The organism is Streptomyces sp. NPDC023481 (genome assembly GCF_055560195.1).
Map to the genome: position 1 here is coordinate 1 of NZ_JBVHJE010000024.1, position 17,008 is coordinate 17,008.

Sequence of the window (17,008 nt, forward strand, 5' to 3'; positions counted from 1 at the left end):
GGCGTTGACTTTTGGCACGCTGTTGAGTTCTCAAGGAACGGTCGCTTCCTTCGTACTCACCCTCTCGGGCTTTCCTCCGGGCGCTTCCCTTCGGTGTTCCAAACTCTATCAGGGTTTTTCCGCCTCTCTGACCACCCCCCTGCGAGCATGCAGAAGGAGATCCAGAGTTAGGATCTGACAAGTTTGGGTGCTGCCGGAGCAAGGGCGCTGTTGCACACCGAGTCACCCCCAGCAGGAGTACGACTGTACACGGAGCCGTGAACGCGGTGCAAATCCGTCGGGGTGGTGGTCTAGACCACTAGCTGGTAGCTTCCATACGGAACCGCCACTTCACATGACATACGCTGCTGCTCAGTGCGCCGTCCGGGACTGCCGATGACGGCCCGTCATCAGCTTCACTCCTTGGGAGGCTTCCCATGACCACCGTGTCGTCCCCGCTCGCCGGGCGTGCCATCGGCCTGGCCGCCGTGCCGGATCCGGTCTTCTCCGGGGCCATGGTCGGCCCGGGCACCGCGATCGACCCCGTGCGTGAGGCCTCCGAAGCCGTGGCGCCCGTGGACGGCGTCATCGTCTCCCTGCACCCGCACGCGTTCGTCGTGGTCGACGACAGCGGCCACGGTGTGCTCACCCACCTCGGTATCGACACGGTCCAGCTCAACGGCGAGGGCTTCGAGCTGCTCGTCAACAAGGGCGACACCGTGACCCGCGGTCAGGCCGTCGTGCGCTGGAACCCCGCTGCCGTGGAGGCCGCCGGCAAGTCCCCCGTGTGCCCGGTCGTCGCGCTCGAAGCCACTGCCGAGTCCCTCGCCGATCTCCGTGACAGCGGTGACGTGAAGGCTGGCGACACCCTTTTCTCCTGGAACTGACAGCAGGGCCGCCGTGCGGCGGCGAACAGGACGACCATCGCGGCGGCGGGGCCCGCCGCACTAGCGGAGACGGTGAGATGGAGACAACGCTGCGAGGCGTCGGCGTGAGCCACGGGGTGGCGATCGGCGAGGTTCGGCACATGGGCACGGCGGTCCTGGAGCCGCCCGCGAAGCAGATCCCGGCCGAGGAGGCTGAGCGGGAGCAGGGGCGTGCCCGCCAGGCCGTGGACGCCGTCGCCGCCGACCTGATGGCGCGCGGCAACCTGGCGGGGGGCGAGGCCCAGGCCGTGCTGGAAGCGCAGGCCATGATGGCTCAGGACCCGGAGCTGATGGCGGACGTGGACCGGCGGATCGCCGTCGGCAGCACCGCCGAGCGCGCCGTGTACGACGCCTTCGCGGCGTACCGGGAGCTGCTGGCCGGCGCCGGGGAGTACCTCGCCGGGCGCGTGGCCGACCTCGATGACGTGCGGAATCGTATCGTCGCCCGGCTGCTGGGCGTTCCGATGCCGGGCGTGCCGGACAGCGACCAGCCCTATGTGCTCGTGGCCCGGGACCTGGCTCCGGCGGACACGGCGCTGCTGGATCCGTCCCTGGTTCTCGGTTTCGTGACCGAGGAAGGCGGTCCGACCAGTCACAGCGCCATCCTGGCGCGGGCGCTGGGCGTGCCCGCCGTGGTGGCCCTGCCGGGCGCCGGTGAGCTGGCCGAGGGCGCGGTGATCGCTGTCGACGGCAGCACCGGCGCTGTGTTCGTGAACCCCACCGAGGAGAAGAAGGCGGAGCTGGAGGCCGCGGCTGCCGAGCGCAAGGCGGCGCTGGCCGCTTCGACGGGTCCCGGTGTGACCGCGGACGGCCACAAGATGCCGCTGCTGGCCAACGTGGGTGGGCCGGCGGACGTGCCCGCGGCCGTGGAGGCCGGGGCCGAGGGCGTCGGTCTGTTCCGTACCGAGTTCCTCTTCCTGGACGACAGCAAGAACGCTCCTTCCGAGGAGAAGCAGGTGGAGGCCTACCGGCAGGTGCTGGAGGCGTTCCCCGAGGGTCGTGTGGTGGTGCGTGTACTGGACGCGGGCGCGGACAAGCCGCTCGACTTCCTGACGCCCGCCGACGAGCCGAACCCGGCGCTGGGCGTGCGGGGGCTGCGGACGCTGCTCGACCACCCCGACGTGCTGCGCACCCAGCTGACGGCGCTGGCGAAGGCAGCCGAGGGGCTGCCCGTCTACCTTGAGGTCATGGCGCCCATGGTGGCGGACCGCCAGGACGCGAAGGCCTTCGCGGACGCCTGCCGGGAGGCGGGGCTGCGGGCCAAGTTCGGTGCGATGGTCGAGATTCCGTCGGCCGCGCTGCGGGCGCGTTCGATCCTGCAGGAGGTCGAGTTCCTCTCGTTGGGGACCAACGACCTCGCCCAGTACACGTTCGCGGCCGACCGGCAGGTGGGTGCGGTGTCGCGTCTGCAGGACCCGTGGCAGCCGGCGCTGCTCGACCTGGTCGCGCTGTCCGCCGAGGCGGCCAAGGCCGAGGGCAAGAGCTGCGGGGTGTGCGGTGAGGCCGCGTCCGATCCGCTGCTGGCGTGTGTGCTGACCGGTCTGGGTGTCACCTCCCTGTCCATGGGTTCGGCGTCGATTCCGTACGTGCGGGCCACGCTGGCGAAGTACACGCTGGCGCAGTGCGAGCGGGCCGCGGCCGCGGCGCGTGCGGCGGACAGCGCCGAGGAGGCGCGCGGCGCGGCTCAGGCGGTGCTGTCCGGCGAGTAGGCCGCAGCGGCGCCCGGGGGGTGCCGGGTCTCAGGGGCGTCCTGCCTTCGGGTGGGACGCCCCTGGCGTTTTCGTACCCCGGCCGGCCTCAGTGGCGGTGGTCCTGTGTCGTGGTCTCCTCTCCGAGGGCGGGGGGCTCGCCGTAGTCGACGCCGGACTCGGGTGGGATGGGATCGCCGGATTCGACGTCGGTGCAGTAGGCGTCGAACACTTCCGACGCCGTCAGCGGTTCCAGGGCGCCGCCGCGCAGTCGCCAGCCGTAGACGCGGTCGGCCGTGCCGGCGGCGCTGGTGCGCATGACGAGCCCTCCGGGGCTGCGGGTCGCGAGGCCAAGGGCGAGGACGCTGGTGAATTCCAGGGCCTCGGCCTCGTCCAAGCGGGTCGCGCCGTGGGGGTCCTGGTCGCCGTGCAGGACGGAGACGAGGGTGTCCGGTGGTCCGGCGACGGTGCAGACGAGGTGGTGGTCGCCGGGTGGTGCGGTGTCGAGGATGCGGACCAGGAGTTCGGAGGCGCGGGTGAAAGCTGCCCTGCCGATGTCCTCGCCGCAGGTCGGGCAGGGGCCGAGGCGGGTCAGGAGCGTGGTGGCGTACTCCCAGGTGGCCTGGCGGACGGCTTCGTCGACGAGGGCGGGCAGGAGGGCGGCGAGTGGGCGGCCGTCGTAGGGGATGGTGGGGCCGGTGGCCGCGAGTTCCGCGGTGAACCGGCCGCGGCTGGCCGGGGCGTCGGGGTCGAGGCCGGTGTCGGCGCAGTACGCGGCGTAGTCCTCGGGGTCGAACAGGGCGAGGGTGGTGTGGGTGCCCTGGGCGGCGCGGGCCTTGAGCACGGCTTCCAGTTGCCTGAGGTAGGCCGCGTGGTCGTCGAAGGTGAAGCTGCGGTAGCGCCGCATGGCGCGGAAGTCGTGGTCGTCGGTGAGTACGCCGATGGTGCCGGCGATCTCGCGGCGCAGGACGCGTCGCATGGTCTGGTGGTCGGTGTGCGCCATGATTCCCCCAATGCGCAGTCGATCAGTGCTCACTCACCGTAACCGGCGGCACTGACAACGGCAGTGCCGCCGGTGGTCGCGGACCGGGTGGCGGGGGTGTTTGGGCAGGTCCGGCGCGTGTGACCGCTCGGGGGGCGGGTTGCGGAGGGTGATGCTCCGCTGGGGTCAGGCGCGCTTGCGGGCGAGTTCCTCGTAGAAGCCGAGCAGGGCGAGGTTGTCGATGGAGCCCGGGTTGACCGCCTTTTCCAGGGGGGTGCCCTGGAGCAGGCGCTTGACCGGGACCTCGATGCGTTTGCCGGTGAGGGTGTGCGGGATGCCGGGCACCTCGATGATCTCGTCGGGGATGTGGCGCGGTGAGAGCTGTTCGCGGATGGCCTGCTTGACGCGGTTCAGGAGCGCCTCGTCCAGGGCGGCGCCCGGCGCGAGGTGCACGAACAGCGGCATCCAGTAGCCGCCGTCGGGTTGTTCGATGCCGATGACGAGGGATTCCCTGATCTCGGGCAGGCGCTCGACGACCTCGTAGATGTCGGCCGAGCCCATGCGGACGCCCTGCCGGTTGAGGGTGGAGTCGGAGCGGCCGTGGATGATCACGGTGCCGCGTGAGGTGAGGGTGATCCAGTCGCCGTGGCGCCAGACGCCGGGGTAGGTGTCGAAGTAGCTGTCGTGGTAGCGGCGGCCGTCGGGGTCGTTCCAGAAGTGGATCGGCATGGACGGCATGGGGTTGGTGACGACCAGCTCGCCGACCTCGTCCACCAGGGGTTTGCCGCTCGGGTCCCAGGACTGCAGGTCGGTGCCGAGGCCGGGGGCCTGGAGTTCGCCGGTGTACACCGGGAGGGTGGGTACGGCGCCGGCGAAGCAGGAGCAGACGTCCGTGCCGCCGCTGACGGAGGCGATCCACAGGTCGTCGCGCACTTCGTCGTGCAGCCAGCGGAAGCCGTCCGGCGGCAGCGGGGAACCGGTGGTGGCGACGCACTTGACCGTGGAGAGGTCGTGGTCGCGGGCGGGGTGGACGCCGGCCTTGCGGCAGGCCATGACGTAGGCTGCGGAGGTGCCGTAGAGGGTGGCGCCGGTGCGTTCGGCGACCCGCCACTGGGCGCCGGTGTCCGGATAGCCGGGGCTGCCGTCGTACAGGACGATCGTGGTGCCCGTGAGCAGGCCGGAGACGAGGAAGTTCCACATCATCCAGCCGGTCGAGGTGTACCAGAAGAAACGGTCCTCTGGGCCGAGGTCGCAGTGCAGGCCCAGCTGCTTGAGGTGTTCCACCAGGATGCCGCCCTGCGACTGGACGATGGCCTTGGGCAGGCCGGTCGTGCCGGAGGAGTACAGCACCCACAGCGGGTGGTCGAACGGGACCTGCTCGAAGACCGGCTCGGCGTCCCCCGCCGTCAGTGCCGACCATTCCAGGGCGCCCTCGGGGGCCTCGGTGTCCAGCAGCGGGATGTGGACGACGGCGCGCAGAGTGGGCAGCTCGCGGCGCAGTTCGGCGACGGTCTCGCGGCGGTCGTGCTCCTTGCCGCCGTAGCGGTAGCCGTCGACGGTGAACAGGACGACGGGTTCGACCTGCTGGAAGCGGTCGAGGACGCTGCGGGCGCCGAAGTCGGGGGCGCACGAGGTCCAGACGGCGCCCACGGCGGCCGTGGCGAGGAGGGCGACGACGGCCTGGGGGATGTTCGGGAGGTAGCCGCTGACGCGGTCGCCGGGGTGTACGCCGAGGGCGCGGAGTTCGGCGGCGAGGGAGCCCACCTGGCGGCGCAGTTCGGACCAGGTGACCGGGCGCGGTTCGTGCGTCTCGTCCACGTGGAGGAGGGCGGGTTCGTCCGCGCGGTCGGCCGCGGCGCGCAGGGCGTGTTCGGCGTAGTTGAGGGTGGCTCCGGGGAACCACTGGGCGCCGGGCATGGCGCGGTCGCCGAGCACGCGCGCGTAGGGGGTCGAAAACCGCACGTCGAACCACTCCGTGACGGCTTTCCAGAAGGTCTCCAGCTGGTCGACGGACCACCGGTGCAGGGCCGGGTACCCGCCTTCGGCCGGGGCGCCGTGGTGTTCGGCGGCCCATGCCTGGAACCGGGTGATGCGGGCCTGGGCGATCCGCTGGGGATCGGGCTGCCAGAGCGGCTGGGGGTTCGCGGTCGACATGGGTGCGGCTCCCGGACTGTGCGCGTCGTGTGCGTCGGTCCGCGCACGGGCTGGGGTGTGCGCGTGACGCGGCTGACAGGGACGATGCCATGTGATCGACTTCTACACCAGGGTGCGCCCCACATAGTCCATGTCATGAAGATGTGGCGAGGGCACGGGTGAACGGCAGTTGAACGACACGCGCGCGTGGGGCGCGCAGTGGCAGGGTGAGCAGCATGGACGGTCGTGACCTGGTGCGTTCGGTGAGTGTGGTCGGTTCGGGGCGGGCGGCCTACGGGTTGCGTACCGTGCGGGCGGCGTGGCGCAGGCGGCGTATCGACGCCGCCGGGCTGCCGCGGCGGGGGCCCGAGCGGGCCCGGGTGCCGGGTCGGGTGGAGGGTGTGGAGCCGGGTCCCGGGGGTGGTCTGATCCGGTTCAGCCGTTCCGAGCTGCGGATCGTCGTGGCGGCGAACGGGGCGGTCTTCTGGGGGTGGGACGGGGCGGGTCCGCAGCCGTCGTACGCGCTCGCGGGGAGCGGCCCGGAGCCGGATCAGCGGGCGGTGCTGGAGCCGGACAAGGACGGCGGCTGGCGGGTGGTGGCCGAGCGCGTGACGGTCGTCGTGTCGCGGCACGGCGCGATCGACGTGTGCACGCCGGGCGGGGTGACGCTGCGGCGGCAGCTTCCGCCGCGCTGGTGGGAGCCGGTCGGCGGGGGCGTGGCGCGGTGGATGCAGCGGTCCGAGGTGGCGGCGGACGCCCGGTTCTTCGGTCTGGGCGGGCGCGCGTCCGGGCCCCGGCTGAGGGACGGCTGGTACCGGCTGTGGAACACCGATCCGGGCCGGGCGTTCGGGCCCGGCGAGGATCCGCTGTACGTGACGATGCCGGTGCAGCTGGTGGTGGCGGACGCCGGCACGCATCTGGTGTTCCACGACACCACGTGGGACGGCACGGTCGTCCTGCGGGAGGGCGAGGAGGGCGCCGGGTCCGGGCACGACCGGGCGGGGAGCTGCGAGGTGCGGATGGACGGTGGTCCGCTGCGCTGCTGGGTGATGGTGGGTACGCCCGCGCGCGTGCTGCTGACGTGGGCCGCGCTGACGGGCGCGCCCGCGCTGCCGCCCGCGTGGGCGCTGGGGCACCATCACGCGCGGTGGGGCTTCGGCAGCGAGCAGGAGGTGCGCCGGATCGTCGCGGGCTACCAGGATCGCGGGTTGCCGCTGGACGCCGTGCACCTCGGCATCGATCACCACGACGACCACCGGGTGTTCACGGTCGACCAGGAGCGTTTCCCCAAGCTGCCGGTGCTGGCGGAGGAGTTGCGCCGGGACGGGATCCGGCTGGTGTCGATCGTCGACCCCGCGGTGCGGGCGGAGCCGGGCGACGCCGTGTACGAGAGCGGTGCGGCCGTGGACGCGTTCGTGCGGGACGGGCAGGGCCGCACGGTCGGGGGTGTCGCGTGGGCCGGCGATTCGGTGTTCCCGGATTTCTCGCGCGCGCGCGTGCGCGCGTGGTGGGGCGGGCTGTACGAGGAGCGGCTGGGGCAGGGCTTCGCCGGGTTCTGGCACGACATGAACGAGCCGACGTCGTTCGGCGCCTTCGGTGAGCCCACGCTGCCGCGTTCGGCGCGGCACTCCTTGGAGGGGCGCGGCGGCGACCATCGGGAGGCGCACAACGTGTACGCGCTGTGCATGGCCCGGGCCGCCTACGAGGGGCTGCGCGGCCTTTCGCCCGAGGAGCGGCCCTTCCTGTTCTCCCGTTCGGGCTGGGCGGGGCTGCAGCGGTACGGGGGCGCGTGGTCGGGGGACGTGGCGACGGGCTGGCCGGGGCTGCGGGCGTCGCTGTCGCTGGTGCTGGGGCTGGGGCTGTGCGGGGTGCCGTACTCGGGCCCGGATGTGGGCGGGTTCGACGGCACTCCCTCGCCGGAGCTGTATCTGCGGTGGTTCCAGCTGGGCGCGTACCTGCCGCTGTTCCGCACGCACGCGGGTCTGCGGGCGGGGCGCCGCGAGCCGTGGGAGTTCGGTGCCGAGGTGCTGGAGCACGCGCGCGTGGCGCTGCTGGAACGCCGGCGGCTGCTGCCGTACTTCCTGACGCTGGCGCATCTGGCCCGGCGCACCGGCGCGCCCTATGTCCGGCCGCTGTGGTGGGGGGCGCCGGAGGACCGGGCGCTGCGCGACTGCGAGGACACGTTTCTGCTGGGTGACGGCCTCCTGGTGGCGCCCGTTCTGGAGCCGGGTGCCGAGCGGCGCGCGGTGCGGCTGCCGAGGGGCCGCTGGTACGACACGGTGACGGAGGAGGCCTACGAGGGGCCGGCCCAGGTGGTCCTGGAGGCTCCCCTGTCCCGGATACCGGTGCTGGCGCGCGCGGGAGCGGTGATTCCGGTGCGGGGTGCCGACGGTGGGCTGGAGCTGGAGGTGTGGGCGCCCGCGCGCGGGCGCACGGGGGGTGGCCTGGTGGTGCCGGACGCGGGCGACGGCTGGGAGGAACCGGAGATCGAACGCTACGTCGCCCGTCGGCAGGGCGGCCGGGTGGTGGTCACCCGGGACCGGGAGGACGGCGTGACCGAGCCGCCCTGTCCGGTGCGCGTGCGGGGGCTGGGGTGAGCCGTCCGGCTCACACGTAGCGGCCCTCGAACCATGCCTTGACGGCCACGGTGTGCAGCGGGAAGGCGAGTTCCTCGGGCCTGCGCAGCAGCTGCCAGCCGTCGGACTCGTCCGTGGGAGCGGACGGGGGCAGGCCGTCGGCAGGGCGTTCCGGCAGCAGCCCGAACAGCAGCAGGTGTCCGTCGGGTGAGCTCATGGCGTCCACGAGCCGCACGTCGCGGGAGGCCGCGTCGATGCCGGTCTCTTCCTTGAGTTCGCGTACGACGGCCAGCTTCCAGTCCTCGCGGTCGTCGACGTACCCGCCGGGCAGGGCCGTGCCTCCGCGCGCGGGGGCGACGGTCCGGGTGATGACGACCAGGGCCGTGCCCTTGGTGTCGTACACAGGCTGGAGCGCGATCGCCACCGGCAGCGGGTTGCGGTAGGCGACGGTCCGGCAGGCCGGACAGGTGCGCGGCCATCCGGAAACGCCCTCTCCATAGGGCGCTCCGCAGCTCGAACAGTGGGAGTTCGGCGCGGAATTGGCAGTCGGGTGCTGAGTTTCGGACACGCGCGGACTGTATCCGATCAGAGGAGGGGCGTGTTCCGGCAGCGGCCGCCAGGAACGGACGAACCAGGAAGGGTGGCCGGAATCACCCCCGTCGATCCCGGCCACCCTTCCTGTACCACGACGCCGTGCGGGGCCGTTCGGTTCACAGGAACGCCCTGCCCATTTCCGGTGGCCCGTGGCACACTCCTGACGGCTCGTCAGATCGCGTACGCGAGGAGGGCTCGTGCCGTACACACGCAAGCCGGTGGTCGCCGGCTGGTTCACCGGTGTGGCTGATGAGTTCCGCCTCCTGGGCACCCGCTGCGCGGCCTGCGCCTCGGTCTTCTTCCCGCGCGAGGACCTCCACTGCCGCAACCCGCACTGTGCGGGCGGCGCCCTGGAGGAGATCCCCCTGTCACCCAGGGGGCGGATCTGGTCGTACACCGACAGCCGGTACCGTCCGCCGTCACCCTATGTGAGCAACCGGGAACTTCCGTGGGAGCCGTACGCGTTGATCGCGGTGGAGCTGGAGGCCGAGCGGATCGTGGTGCTGGGCCAGGCGGCTCCCGGGGTCGCCGTCGCCGATCTGGCGGTGGGGATGGAGGTGGAGGTCGTACCCGGCGTGCTCAACGAGGACGAGGACACGGGAACGGCCTGGACGATCTGGCACTGGCGGCCGACGGGGGTGGCGGCATGACGCGGGACGTGGCGGTGCTCGGCGCGGGCATGCACCCGTGGGGGAAGTGGGGCCGTGGCTTCGTGGAGTACGGGACGGCGGCGGCCCGCGCGGCGCTCGCGGACGCCGGCCTCGAATGGCGGGACGTCGATTCCGTCGTGGGCGCGGACACGGTGCGCGGCGGGTATCCGGGACATGTCGCGGGAGCCACGTTCGCCAAGGCCCTGGGCTGGCAGGGCGCCAGGGTGACCAGCGTGTACGCGGCGTGCGCGTCCGGGTCCCAGGCCCTCGCCGTGGCGCGGGCGCAGATCCTCGCCGGTCTCGCGGACGTCGTCCTCGTGGTGGGTGCGGACGCCGCGCCCAAGGGATTCTTCCGGCCGGCGGGCGGGGACCGCCCCGACGATCCGGACTGGCTGCGGTTCCGCCTGCTCGGCGCGACGAACCCGGCCTACTTCGGGCTGTACGCGCGCCGGCGGATGGCGGTCCACGGGGACACCCTGGAGGACTTCGCGCGGGTCAAGGTGAAGAACGCCGCGCTGGGAGCAGTCAACCCGAACGCCCGGTACCGCAAGCGGGTCACCGCCGAGGAGGTGGCCGCCTCCGCCGTGGTCGCGGATCCGCTGCGGCTGCTGGACATCTGCGCCACCTCCGACGGCGGGGCCGCACTGGTGCTGTCCAGCACGGACTTCGCGCGCCGGCGCGGTGTCGCCCGTCCGGTGCGGATCCGGGCGGTGTCCACGGTGACCCCCCGCTTCCCGAACACGGTGCTGGACCTGCCGGACCTCGCCACGGACTCCGCGGTCGCGGTGGCTCCCCCGGCGGAAACCTTCCGGGCGTCCGTCGCCAGAGCCGCCTACGAGGAGGCGGGCATCGGCCCCGAGGACCTGTCCCTGGCCGAGGTGTACGACCTGTCCACCGCGCTGGAGCTGCAGTGGTACGAGGATCTGGGACTGTGCGGCGAGGGCGAGGGAGCGAAGTTGCTCCGGGAGGGTGCGACCGCCCTCGGCGGCCGGATACCCGTGAACACCAGCGGCGGTCTCGCCTCCTTCGGTGAGGCGGTGCCGGCCCAGGCCATCGCCCAGGTCTGCGAGCTGACCCAGCAGTTGAGAGGCCTGGCAGGTGACCGGCAGGTGACCGGCGCGCGGGTGGGCATCACCGCCAACCAGGGGCTGTTCGGACACGGTTCCTCGGTGGTCGCCGTGCGGTGAGCGGAGCCGGACCGGTGACCACGCGGGGTGGAGGCGCTGGACTTCCACGCTGAGTGATCACCCGGGAATCCTGTGTGAACGTCTCATGAACTGCGCCTGGGCGTGCGCGGGCAGCGCCATCATGCTCCCGTGCACTCCTGGACGGATACTCTCCGCTTCGCCTTCCAGCCGGTGGTCAACCTGAGGACGGGCGCGGTCGCCGCACTGGAGACACTCGCCCGCCCGGAGGCCGGCGACGTGCTGGCCGAGGCCCGCCGGGATCCCGAGGTGGACGCCAGGCTGGCCGTGCTGGCGCTCCGCGCGGCGGCCCGCAAGGAGACGCTGCTGCCGCTGCACCTGAACGTGTTCGCGGCCACGCTCGCCGACCTCGGCGGCCTCACACCGCTGCACGACGCGGTGCGCGCGGCGGGCCGCATGACCTGGGAGGTGACAGTGGACATCGTCCCGCCCTGCACCCACGTGCCCCAGCGGGCCTTGCTGGAGGCGGTGGCCTCGCTCCGCGAGCAAGGTTTCCGGATCAGCGCGGACGGCATCGGCGACGGAGACGTACCGCTCAGGCTGCTCACCGACCTCTCCCCCGACCTGGTCAAGCTCGACGCCTCGCTGCTGGCCCGGCCGGCCGCGATGCGGGCGATGCGGACGCTGTGCGAGGAGCTGGGCGCCCTGGTCGCGGTGGAGGGCGTGGAGACGGAACTCCAGTGCGCCGGGGCCATGTCAGCCGGCGCGCAGCTGGCCCAGGGCGAGCTGTTCGCGCCCCCGGCCCGGATCCCGGCAGCGGATGTGTACGTTCCGCCACCGGCTCCCGGTACCGTCACCGCGCCCCGCTCGGGGCCGTCGGTGCGGGAATTCGTGCGGCCCGCCGCCTTGCTGCCGCGGACCGCCTCGGCCGGGCAGGTACGGGCGCTGCTGACCGGTTCGCCGGACGTCTCGGGGGTGCTGTTGGTGGACCCGGTCGGCCGGCCCGTCCGGTCGGTGCACCGCTCACGCTTCCTGCTGTCGATGTCGGGTCGCTACGGACACGCCCTGTACGCCGACCGACCGGCCTTCATACTGGGCGACGCGCCCCGCACGGTCGGCGTCGACGCGACGGCCTGGGAGGTGCTGGACGTGGTCGCGGTCGGAGGCCGGGACCGGACCTCCGACGACGTCGCGGTGGTCGACGCACACGGCCGGTGCGTAGGCGTCGTACGGCTGGCGGACCTGGTGCGGGCGCTGGCCGAGAGCCGGGTCGAGGAGGCCGCCGCGCTGAACCCGCTGACCCGGCTGCCCGGTTCGGACGCGATCCTGGGTGAGGTCGACCGGCGGATCTCCGAGGGGCGGCCCTTCGCGCTCAGCTGGCTCGACATCGATCACTTCAAACAGGTCAACGACGGTGCCGGGTTCGCCGCGGGCGACGAACTGATCCGCGCGGTGGGCCGCGCGCTCCAGCAGGCGGTCGCGGGACACGCGCGCGTGGGGCACATCGGCGGCGACGACTTCCTGGTGCTGGCCGACGAGGTCGCGCTGGATCCCTTGGTGGCCGCCGTGCTGGACGTCCCCTGGGCGGCGGCCGGGCGGCCGGTCACCCTCTCCCTGGCGACCGTCGTCTGCGGCCCCGGCAGCGTGGCCGACCGCCACCAGGCCGCCGCCCACCTCGCCCCGCTGAAGAAGGCCGCCAAGGCACTAGCCGGCGCGAGTTGGGTGCTGGGGCGCGCCGGGTCACCGGGCCACGAGGTGCGGCGCGGCGGGCAGGCCACGGCACCCGCCGGATACGCGGCCGCGGACCCACGGTGGTGAACGGCCTCTTCGTATAAGGCCGGTGCGCCGAACCCGCAGCGCTCGGGCGGGAAAGGGCCGGTGTCACCGTTGCCGCCGGCAACCTTGACGCCCCCGGAACGCCGGTGAACACTTCCCGGTGTCAGGCGACATCGTCGTACTTTTCTCGCGTATCCCGCCCCGGGCCAGGCCGACGTCCGCGCGGAAGGCGTGGGTGCTCCGTACCGGGCCACGGCCCGTACCCCGGTCGGCGGGGGTACGGGCCGTGCCTGCCGGTCAGCCGAGGACGGCCTGGCGGTGGTCGGCCGCGTACTCCATCGCGTGCTGGACGACTCCGACGAGCACGTCCTTGACCGACTGCCGGTCGCGGGCGTCGCACAGCAGGACGGGCACGTCGTCGTCCAGGTCGAGGGCCTGGCGGACGGACTCGGCGGGGTAGCGTGCGGCTCCCTCGAAGCAGTTGACGGCGACCAGGAAGGGGATGGAACGCCGTTCGAAGTAGTCGACGGCGGCGAAGCAGTCCTCCAGGCGGCGCGTGTCGGCGAGGACGACGGCACCGAGCGCCCCCTCGGACAGCTCGTCCCACATGAACCAGAACCGTTCCTGCCCGGGCGTGCCGAACAGGTACAGCACCAGGTCCTCGCGCAGGGTGATGCGGCCGAAGTCCATGGCCACCGTGGTGGTGTGCTTGCCCTCCACACCGCTGATGTCGTCCACGGGACGCCCGGCCTCGGTGAGCAGTTCCTCGGTGCGCAGCGGCCTGATCTCGCTGACCGCGCCGACGAGGGTCGTCTTGCCCACGCCGAAGCCGCCGGCCACGAGGATCTTGAGCGTGACGGGCTCGACCGGAGGCTTGCCGCGCTCAGAGCGCCCGAAGATCATCGATCTCTTCTCCTGCTTGATGGGGTGCGGGCGACGGACGGCCGTAGCCGCCGCCACCGGGGGTTTCGATGACGAGTACGTCGCCGGGCCCGACGTCGGCCGAGCCGCTCGCGCCGAGGTCGGTGACCGTGCCGTCGGCCCGCTCCACCCGGTTGGCGCCGAGCGCTCCGGGGGCGCCGCCGGCCATGCCGTAGGGGGGCACGCGACGGTGCTGGGAGAGCGTGGAGACGGTCATCGGTTCGAGGAACCGGATGCGGCGGACGGCTCCGTCACCGCCGCGCCACCGGCCGGCGCCGCCGCTGCCCGGCCGGACGGCGAACTCCTCGAGGCGGACCGGAAGCCGCCACTCCAGGACCTCCGGGTCGGTGAGCCGGGAGTTGGTCATGTGGGTCTGGACCACATCGGCGCCGGGGAAACCGTCACCGGCGCCGGATCCGGAGGCGACGGTTTCGTAGTACTGGTGCCGTCCGTTGCCGAAGCTGACGTTGTTCATGGTGCCCGAGCCTTCGGCCTGGACGCCGAGCGCCGCGTAGAGCGCGCCGGTGATGGCCTGCGAGGTCTCCACGTTGCCCGCGACGACGGCGGCGGGCGGCTCGGGAGCGAGCATCGACCCGGCCGGCACGATGATGTCCAGGGGGCGCAGGCACCCGTCGTTGAGCGGGATGTCGTCGGCGACGAGCGTACGGAAGACGTACAGGACGGCCGCGTCGACCACCGCCAGGGGCGCGTTGAGGTTGGTGGGGAGCTGCGCGGAGGTGCCGGTGAAGTCGATGGTCGCCCGGCGCTCGGTGCGGTCGACACGGACGCGGACCCGGATGACGGCACCGGAGTCGGTCTCGTAGGCGTACTCACCGTCGTCCAGGGCGTCGATGACGCGGCGCACGGCCTCCTCCGCGTTGTCCTGGACGTGCCGCATGTAGGCCTGGACGACGTCGAGACCGAACTCCTCGATCATGCGGCGGACCTCGTCGACGCCCTTCTGGTTGGCGGCGATCTGGGCGCGCAGGTCGGCAAGGTTCATGCGTGGGTTGCGGGACGGGTAGGGCGCCTCGGTGAGCAGCTGGCGGGTCTCCTCCTCGCGGAAGCGGCCGTTCTCGGCGAGCAGCCAGTTGTCGAAGAGGACGCCCTCCTCCTCGATGGTGCGGCTGTGGGCGGGCATGGAGCCGGGGGCGATGCCGCCGATCTCCGCGTGGTGACCGCGCGAGGCGACGTGGAAGAGGATCCGCGGCTCACTGTGCGTGTCCGTGGTCCGGTCGGTGTCGAAGACGGGGGTGATCACGGTGATGTCCGGCAGATGCGTGCCGCCGTGGTAGGGGTCGTTGACCGCGTAGGTGTCGCCCGGTCGCAGGGCGGAGCCGCGACGGCGGATGACCTCCTTCACGCTGGTGCCCATGGAGCCCAGGTGGACGGGGATGTGGGGGGCGTTGGCCACCAGGTTCCCGTCCGGGTCGAACAGGGCGCAGGAGAAGTCCAGCCGCTCCTTGATGTTGACGGACTGGGCCGTGGACTCCAGGCGTGCGCCCATCTGTTCGGCGATGGACATGAAGAGGTTGTTGAAGACCTCCAGGAGAACCGGATCGACTTCCGTGTCGAGTCCGGAACTCTGCGTGATCGCCGTGCGTTCCATGAGCAGATGCCCGTCATCGGTCGCGGCGGCCCGCCAGCCGTCGTCGACGACGGTCGTCGCGCCGGCCTCGGTGATGATCGCGGGGCCGGTGACGGTCTGGCCGGGAGGAAGGGCCTCCCGGCGGTGGAGGGGTGCGTCGCGCCAGACGCCGCCGGTGTGGAGGCGGACGGTGCCGGGCGTTTCGGAGCGGCCCTCGTACGGGGCGAGCGCGGAGAGATCGGGGGGTGCGGTGATGCCGGTGGCTTCCACGGAGAGGGCTTCCACGACGACGGGCCGGTCGAGTGTGAAGGAGTACGTGGCGCGATGACGTTCTTCGAAGGCGTGCCGCATGGCGTCGGGCTCGTCCAGCTCGACGGTGAGGGTGGTGTCGGTGCCGTCGTAGCGGAGCTGGGCACGGCGGGTGACCTGGATGCGGTCCTCCGCGACGTCCTCGGCGACGAGTTCGGCGCGGGCGGCGGTCTCCAGGTCGTCGGCCGTCTTGCGGATGCCGGGCATGGCGGCGGCTTCCAGGGGCGCCTCCACGGACTGTTCGCGCATGGCCGTGGTGTCGGCGAGTCCGATGCCGAGCGCAGAGAGCACACCGGCCATGGGGGGTACGAGGACGGTGCGGATCCCGAGCGCGTCGGCGACCCCGCACGCGTGCTGGCCGCCCGCGCCGCCGAAGGTGGTCAGCGCGTAGCGGGTGACGTCGTGCCCCTTCTGCACGGAGATCCGCTTCACGGCGTTGGCGATGTCGGCGACGGCGATCTGCAGGTAGCCCTCGGCCACCTGCTCGGGGGTGCGGTCGTCGCCGGTGCGTTCGTGGATCTCACGCGCGAGGGCGGTGAACCGGTCACGGACGAGGGCGGCGTCCAGTGGCTGGTCGCCCTCCGGCCCGAACACGCGGGGAAAGTGGGCGGGTGGGATCCGGCCGAGTATCACGTTGGCGTCGGTGACGGTGAGCGGGCCGCCGGCGCGGTAGCAGGCCGGCCCGGGGTCGGCGCCGGCCGAGTCCGGGCCGACGCGGTAGCGAGTGCCGTCGAAGTGCAGGACGGATCCGCCGCCGGCGGCGACGGTGTGGATGTCCAGCATGGGCGCGCGCAGCCGGACGCCCGCGATCTGTGTGGTGAAGACGCGCTCGTACGCGCCGGCGAAGTGCGAGACGTCGGTGGAGGTGCCGCCCATGTCGAACCCGATGACGCGGTCGAAGCCGGCGCGCTGGGACATGCGGGCCATGCCGACGATGCCGCCGGCCGGTCCGGAGAGGATGGCGTCCTTGCCGCGGAACTGCGCGGCCTCCGTCAGTCCGCCGTTGGACTGCATGAACATCAGCCGCACGTCGTGCAGTTCGTCGGCGATGTGCCGCACGTACCGGCGCAGCACGGGCGAGAGATAGGCGTCCACGACGGCGGTGTCCCCGCGCGGGACGAGTCTCATCAGCGGGCTGACCTCGCTGGACAGCGAGATCTGCGGAAACCCGATCCGGGCGGCGAGTTCACCGACGGCGCGTTCGTGGCCAGGGTGGAGGTGGCTGTGCAGGCAGACGACGGCGACCGCGCGGATCCCGTCGTCGTAGGCCTCCTGGAGCGGGCCGGCCAGGGCGTCCAGGTCGGGGGCGCGCAGGACGGTGCCGTCGGCGGCGACGCGTTCGTCCACCTCCACGACGCGTTCGTGGAGCGGCTCGGGCAGCAAGATCCGGCGGGCGAAGATGCGGGGGCGGTTCTGGTAGGCGATGCGCAGCGCGTCGCGGAAGCCGCGGGTGACGACGAGGAGGGTGCGCTCGCCCTTGCGTTCCAGCAGGGCGTTGGTGGCTACCGTGGTGCCCATGCGGACGGCTTCGACGGGCTCCTGGGAGGAGCCGAGCAATTCTCGTACGCCCGCGACGGCGGCGTCCGCGACGGTGGTCCCCCCGCTGGGGCGAGGCCGCGAGCCGGGGCGGGCGGGGCTGTCGGACAGGACCTTGTGGGTGAGCAGCCGGCCGTCCGGGCGACGCGCGACGATGTCGGTGAAGGTGCCGCCCCGATCGACCCAGAACTGCCAGCCAGTCATG

The 17,008-nt window shown here is 72.5% G+C and carries 11 protein-coding genes; 6 read left to right on the forward strand and 5 right to left on the reverse strand.

Translation table 11 applies throughout. The annotated features are described in order from the left end of the window. Window positions 1-416 precede the first annotated feature (416 nt). Together ACZ3ZD_RS34115 and ptsP are read left to right on the forward strand one after the other, a co-directional pair. The gene (locus ACZ3ZD_RS34115; protein WP_467406282.1) at window positions 417-866 is read left to right on the forward strand and encodes a PTS sugar transporter subunit IIA; all 450 of its coding nucleotides are present in this window, start codon (window positions 417-419) and stop codon (window positions 864-866) included. A 77-nt stretch (window positions 867-943) separates the two neighbouring features. Continuing rightward, entirely contained in the window at window positions 944-2,614 is a 1,671-nt protein-coding gene (ptsP, locus tag ACZ3ZD_RS34120) for a phosphoenolpyruvate--protein phosphotransferase (protein ID WP_467406285.1), read from the forward strand. Window positions 2,615-2,702: 88 nt separating this feature from the next. On the opposite strand, the gene ACZ3ZD_RS34125 is transcribed toward ptsP, so the two are convergent. Together ACZ3ZD_RS34125 and ACZ3ZD_RS34130 are read right to left on the reverse strand one after the other, a co-directional pair. Then, on the reverse strand, window positions 2,703-3,596 hold the full coding sequence (locus tag ACZ3ZD_RS34125) for a hypothetical protein (protein ID WP_467406287.1): 894 nt from the start codon (window positions 3,594-3,596) through the stop codon (window positions 2,703-2,705). A 165-nt stretch (window positions 3,597-3,761) separates the two neighbouring features. Beyond that, window positions 3,762-5,729 (reverse strand): acetoacetate--CoA ligase, encoded by a 1,968-nt coding sequence (locus tag ACZ3ZD_RS34130; RefSeq protein ID WP_467406289.1) that lies wholly within the window; start codon window positions 5,727-5,729, stop codon window positions 3,762-3,764. A 215-nt stretch (window positions 5,730-5,944) separates the two neighbouring features. Here ACZ3ZD_RS34130 and ACZ3ZD_RS34135 point away from each other — a divergent pair, with 215 nt between their 5' ends. Beyond that, window positions 5,945-8,305: a glycoside hydrolase family 31 protein gene (locus ACZ3ZD_RS34135; RefSeq protein ID WP_467406292.1), complete on the forward strand. Its 2,361-nt coding sequence runs from the start codon at window positions 5,945-5,947 to the stop codon at window positions 8,303-8,305. Between the two features lie 10 nt (window positions 8,306-8,315). On the opposite strand, the gene ACZ3ZD_RS34140 is transcribed toward ACZ3ZD_RS34135, so the two are convergent. Continuing rightward, window positions 8,316-8,852, reverse strand: coding sequence for an NUDIX domain-containing protein (locus ACZ3ZD_RS34140; RefSeq protein ID WP_467406294.1), 537 nt, complete (start codon window positions 8,850-8,852; stop codon window positions 8,316-8,318). 244 nt (window positions 8,853-9,096) lie between these two features. Between ACZ3ZD_RS34140 and ACZ3ZD_RS34145 the strand changes: the two genes are divergently transcribed. From ACZ3ZD_RS34145 to ACZ3ZD_RS34155, 3 genes are all read left to right on the forward strand, one after another. Then, window positions 9,097-9,528: a Zn-ribbon domain-containing OB-fold protein gene (locus tag ACZ3ZD_RS34145; protein ID WP_467406533.1), complete on the forward strand. Its 432-nt coding sequence runs from the start codon at window positions 9,097-9,099 to the stop codon at window positions 9,526-9,528. Further along, the gene (locus tag ACZ3ZD_RS34150; protein ID WP_467406297.1) at window positions 9,525-10,715 is read left to right on the forward strand and encodes a lipid-transfer protein; all 1,191 of its coding nucleotides are present in this window, start codon (window positions 9,525-9,527) and stop codon (window positions 10,713-10,715) included. The genes ACZ3ZD_RS34145 and ACZ3ZD_RS34150 overlap by 4 nt, the downstream gene beginning before the upstream one ends. 129 nt (window positions 10,716-10,844) lie before the next feature. Further along, window positions 10,845-12,491 carry an EAL domain-containing protein gene (locus ACZ3ZD_RS34155; protein ID WP_467406299.1) on the forward strand — a complete coding sequence of 549 codons (1,647 nt, stop codon included), beginning with the start codon at window positions 10,845-10,847 and terminating at the stop codon, window positions 12,489-12,491. Between the two features lie 255 nt (window positions 12,492-12,746). Here ACZ3ZD_RS34155 and ACZ3ZD_RS34160 read toward each other — a convergent pair whose 3' ends face one another. Both ACZ3ZD_RS34160 and ACZ3ZD_RS34165 read right to left on the reverse strand, forming a co-directional pair. After that, window positions 12,747-13,352, reverse strand: coding sequence for a GTP-binding protein (locus ACZ3ZD_RS34160; RefSeq protein ID WP_467406302.1), 606 nt, complete (start codon window positions 13,350-13,352; stop codon window positions 12,747-12,749). Beyond that, window positions 13,333-17,007, reverse strand: coding sequence for a hydantoinase B/oxoprolinase family protein (locus ACZ3ZD_RS34165; protein ID WP_467406304.1), 3,675 nt, complete (start codon window positions 17,005-17,007; stop codon window positions 13,333-13,335). The genes ACZ3ZD_RS34160 and ACZ3ZD_RS34165 overlap by 20 nt, the downstream gene beginning before the upstream one ends. Between the last annotated feature and the right edge of the window lies 1 nt (window position 17,008).